Annotated in this window: 6 protein-coding genes and 2 pseudogenes; 7 read left to right on the top strand and 1 reads right to left on the bottom strand. The window is 64.9% G+C overall.

The features are described from left to right. The 7 genes and pseudogenes from DCO45_RS22395 to DCO45_RS22365 form a co-directional block, all read left to right on the top strand. On the top strand, window positions 1–464 hold a 464-nt coding region (locus DCO45_RS22395), incomplete at its 5' end, for an MSCRAMM family adhesin SdrC (protein ID WP_243419465.1). A 97-nt stretch (window positions 465–561) separates the two neighbouring features. After that, the gene (locus tag DCO45_RS22390) at window positions 562–1,182 is read left to right on the top strand and encodes a hypothetical protein (RefSeq protein WP_232539510.1); all 621 of its coding nucleotides are present in this window, start codon (window positions 562–564) and stop codon (window positions 1,180–1,182) included. Next, a complete protein-coding gene (locus DCO45_RS22385; protein WP_243419464.1) occupies window positions 1,182–1,853 on the top strand; it encodes a hypothetical protein in 672 nt (223 codons plus the stop codon). Before DCO45_RS22390 ends, DCO45_RS22385 begins: the two co-directional genes overlap by 1 nt. Before the next feature lie 12 nt (window positions 1,854–1,865). Continuing rightward, window positions 1,866–2,357 (top strand): hypothetical protein, encoded by a 492-nt coding sequence (locus DCO45_RS22380; protein ID WP_243419463.1) that lies wholly within the window; start codon window positions 1,866–1,868, stop codon window positions 2,355–2,357. Next, entirely contained in the window at window positions 2,354–3,169 is an 816-nt protein-coding gene (locus DCO45_RS22375; RefSeq protein ID WP_232539507.1) for a hypothetical protein, read from the top strand. Before DCO45_RS22380 ends, DCO45_RS22375 begins: the two co-directional genes overlap by 4 nt. Beyond that, window positions 3,166–3,831 carry a hypothetical protein gene (locus tag DCO45_RS22370; RefSeq protein ID WP_232539506.1) on the top strand — a complete coding sequence of 222 codons (666 nt, stop codon included), beginning with the start codon at window positions 3,166–3,168 and terminating at the stop codon, window positions 3,829–3,831. Before DCO45_RS22375 ends, DCO45_RS22370 begins: the two co-directional genes overlap by 4 nt. 38 nt (window positions 3,832–3,869) lie before the next feature. After that, a pseudogene (locus DCO45_RS22365) lies at window positions 3,870–4,128 on the top strand (amidase family protein); the annotation flags it as partial. A gap of 37 nt (window positions 4,129–4,165) precedes the next feature. Here DCO45_RS22365 and DCO45_RS22360 read toward each other — a convergent pair. Continuing rightward, a pseudogene (locus DCO45_RS22360) lies at window positions 4,166–4,477 on the bottom strand (ATP-binding protein); the annotation flags it as partial.

Below are 4,477 nucleotides of genomic sequence, written 5' to 3'. Positions count from 1 at the left end.
GCCTGGGCGTGCTGCTCAACCAGGCGCGCCTGGCCACCACCCAGGTGCTCAGTTGGACCAGCCCGCAAATCTACCGCAGCAACGACAAGACCGCCTATGCCTATCTGCGCTGGGAAGGCGGCACCGGCCGGCCCTTTGCCGTCGCTGGCGGCATGCCCGGCAATGGCAGCGGCAGCGTCAGTGGACGCGTGTTCTATGACGCCAACAAGGATGGCCGTGTCCAGGCCGATGAGTCAGGAGCGCAGGGCATCGAGGTGGTGCTGGACGGCCGCTACCGCACCACCACCGATGCCGAAGGCCGCTTCTCATTCCCGATGGTCGGCGTAGGCCGCCATCAGCTCAGCATCACGCTCGACAGCGTGCCCCTGCCCTGGGGCGCTGCCGACGGCGCGGTGCTGGGTGTTGATGTTCCGCTGCGTGGCGAAGCCCACGCCGAGATCCCCATCACCAAGGTGGAGGAATAACCATGCAGCAGAACCCAGGCCCCCGATTGCGCACCCCGTGCACGGTGTGGGCCAAACCCCGGCGCCCAGGCGCTTGCTCTCTTGAAAGACTCGAACCATGAAACACCCAAAATTGAAAGCATTGGCGCTGGGATCTGCCCTGGCGCTGGCCTACGCCGGCCATGCCTTGGCAGAAAGCCAATACGGCTTCTCCTCGGCCGGTACGGGCACCGTGACCGCCACCGCCAAGGTCAACCTGAGCGTGGTGATCCCCAAGCTGATCCTGCTCAAGGTGGGTTCCAGCAATGCCGTCCAGGACACCGTCACCTGGAACGCAACGCTGACCATTCCGCCCACCCCCGGCACCACGCCCACGGCCACCGCCAACAACGTCCAGGTGCCCTGGGATGGCACCGCGCCCACCGTGGCCGTCACCCCTACAGGCAACGTGCTGTCGGTGGCTGCCTGGACCAATGCCGGCACTGCCAACATCAATTGCGCCGTGGGTGCCTGGAGCCCGGCCGCTGGCGGCCCACCCAATGCCAACTTCACCGTGACAGCAGCAGGTGCAACGCCGGTGCCCCATCCCGGCGCCAACCTGGGCGCATGCGCATCCACCACGCTCACCCCCAACACCTTGTTGAGTGGCACCTGGACCTATGCGCTGACCGGCACGGCCACCGCCTGGAGCGCCGGCACCTACACCGGCTCCGTCACCTATACGGCGACAGGCGTCTGATGCGCAAGCGCGATGCAACCACCGCCGCGCGTGCCGCCCGGCGGGCAGCACGCGCACCGCTGAGTGCGGGGCTGGCACTGCTCGCCTGCGGCATCACGGTGCCCGCCAACGCCGTCATCATCACGGTCAGCGACAGCGCAAGCACCGCCAACTACGCGCTGTCGCTGCAGGTGGGATCTGCTGCCGGTACCGATACGGTGCAGTTCAATGTCTCAGGCAACAATGCGGGCCTTACACCCACCGCCGTCACCGGCTCACCCGCCATTGATATCTCGGTCACGCCGGTTCGCCCGATCATTGCTTCGGAAGTCGCCCGACCCGTCACCTTGCGGGTGGACTCCAGCGCCGGCCTGGTCTGCCAAAGCGGCGCCTGTGGCAGCACCGTCATCCCGTTCAGCAAGATCAGCTGGACGGTCAGCAACAGCAGTGGCTCGGCAGCCGGAGATATTCAGAGCGGTCAGTTCAACGGTGCGACCAACCAACAGATCGCCAGCTTCAACGCCAATGCCAACATCTGCTCGATTCCGATCATCATTCTTTGTCTGGGCACCTGGACGTACCAGACGCGCAACATGAATGCCACGCGCATGACATTCAGCTATGCCAACGACACGTTCTACCCGGCAGGGACCTACCGGGGCACTGTGTATTTCACCGCGTCGATGGAATAAGGAGACGGGTCCATGCCCAGCTTTCGCCTTCGCTGTTGTGCTGCTCTATTGGCCATGGCCGGCGCCTGCGGCCAAGGCGCCCATGCCCAGGCCACCCGGCTGGACGACTCCAGCTCCCCACGTCCCCAGATCAACTCGGATTTTCGCAATGCGCAGATGCTGGATCCGAACACCATCAGCCTGCCTTTCGGACATGTGGAATACCGCTTGGCCACCGCCGCCTATGTGGGCAAGCAGGCCCGCATTTACTACGTCATCCCGTTGGCGGTAGCTGGCCTGCGCTCGCCCATGGGCATGCAGGTGCAATGGCGCAGCAGCGGGCTGTTCCAGGGCGGCATGGGCCGGCCCGGCGACCGCGTGCTGGTCTGGAGCGGCGTGGTGCGTGCGCCCTGGATCACCGAGAGTTTTGACTTGCAGTTGCGCCTAGACCAACGCCAGTTGCAGATGGGCCTGGGCGGCAGCCTGCGCTTTGAATCCTATTTTGAGATAGAGACCCAGCCATGACCGTTTTCCGCTTTTTCCGCCACTCGCTGTCCCTGGCCTTGCCCCTGGTCAGTTGCCTGACCCATGCCGCCCCGTTCGAGATGGCGATCGCCCCGTCGCGCTTTGAGCTGAATACCAAAAACGGCGAGCGCATTGGCCAGTCCATTGACCTGCACAACCTGGGCTCGGCCGCCACCGCCTTGTCGGTACGGACCCTGGACTGGAGCTACTCGGCCGAAGGTCAGATCAGCTACCACGACGAGCTGCTGCCCGGCAGCTGCCGCCCCTGGGTGGCACTGGAGCGCCGAACCGTCAAGGTACCGGCGCAGACCAAGCAGGCCTTTCGCTTCCAGATCACGCCGCCGGCCGATGCGCCGCGTGGTGAATGCCGCTTCATGATCGCCATCGAAGGGGTGGAGCCCGCCCAGCAGACCATCATCCAGAGCGGGGGCGCCAGCCTGAGCCTGCCAGTGACCGGCCGCATTGCCGTGGCCGTCTATGTGATGCTGGGCGGCGCCGAGCCCAAACTCGAAGTCGAGCAGATCGGCATGCGCGATATCGCCGGCAAGCGCAGCCCTGCCATCACCGTGCGCAACAGCGGTGATGCCCATGGCCGCCTCGAAGGCACGGTGGACGCCAAGGATGCCAAAGGCCGCGACTTTATGCTGGCCGTGGAAGGCACCCCCATCATGCCCGGCCAGACCCGCCACCTGGCCCTGGTACCCAAGGGCGAAGATGGACAGCCTGCCATTCAGCCCAGCTACCCGATCAAGGCCAGAGGCCTGCTGGACTGGGACAAGGGCAGCTTCAAGCTGAACGCGGATTTCCAATGAACACGCAGCGCTGCCCGCTGAAGCTGTTGCGCCATGCGCTGCTGCCATTGGTGCTGACTGCCCTGTGCCCAGCGGCGCAGGCAGGCAGTGCCACCTCCGGCACCGGCAACCTGCCACGCAACACCCCGGCTGTGGCGCTGAACTTCTCCATCCAGATCGACAAGTATGTGTTTTTCCGCATCGGCGATGGCGCCTGGCCCACACCCGGCGGCACCACCTCACAGGTGGGTTTTAACCTAAGCCCCACCATTCCTGCGGTACCCATCACGCCCATCAATGGCAACAACACCGCCGTCAACTGGAACGGCGCAGCGCCCACATTTGCCGTCACCGCCAGCGGCAATGTGCTGCCGGTCGAGGTGCGCAGCAATGGCGGCCAGGTCAGCGTCTATGCCACGGTCACCACCCCGCTGACCAGCGGCAGCAACACCATTCCGATGAACATGGTCAGCATCACCAGCAGCGACGCGGCCCTGCCGGCTCCCACCCTTCCGGCCAGCGGCACCGGCACCAGCGTCAATGTCACCGGGGGCGGCACCGGCACAGTCAACAGCCTGGTCACCATCCGGACGGCCAACTGGACCTTTGGCTACAACAGCGCCATCAGTCGCACAGCCGGCAATTACAGTGGGCAGCTGAGCTTTACCGCGTCCGTGCCTTGAGACTACTGCAGCGCCTGCGATAGACGCTGCAAGCCCTGGTGTCGGTCAAGGACCTGCTCGATGTGGCTGGTCAGGTGACCACCGCCGGCGTGGTGATCGTCGGCAAGACGAATATGACGGAGTTCGCGTTCTCGGGCGTGGGCATCCCCCCATTTCGGCACACTGGGCAATGCAGCCGATGTGCTGCACATCCCTGGCGGCTCCTCCTCGGGTGCCGGTGTCAGCTTCGGCCGGGGCCTGGTCGATATCGTCATTGGTTCGGGCACCGGCGGCTCGGTGCGCATCCCCGCCGCCTTAAGTCGCCCATGCCGCCGCTGGTCCAGCGCACGCCTTACGATGCCTCTGCACCTGCGTGGCGCGACTCGACGGTGATCTTGTCGGCCACGATTAAGCCGCAGTAAAAGCCCACGCCAAACTGGCCGATCAGCTGCGAATCAGCCTTCTGGTCGCCACTGAGCTTGTCCATGAAGGCCTGGGTGCCGCTCTTGGCGATCGTGCCCAAGTTGTCGATGGCCTCTTGCGTTGTCATGCCGATGCCGATGCCGAAGCCGGTGTCGGTGATGGTCAAGGTCTTGGCCTTGCTGTCATAGGACACGCGCACTTCCAGATCGGGCTGGTCGCCGTACAGACCGCTGTCATTGAGCGC

Source organism: Comamonas sp. JNW, assembly GCF_003105075.1.
GTDB classification, from domain to species: Bacteria; Pseudomonadota; Gammaproteobacteria; order Burkholderiales; family Burkholderiaceae_C; genus Comamonas; species Comamonas squillarum.
This window is presented reverse-complemented; position numbering and strand designations above follow the sequence as displayed.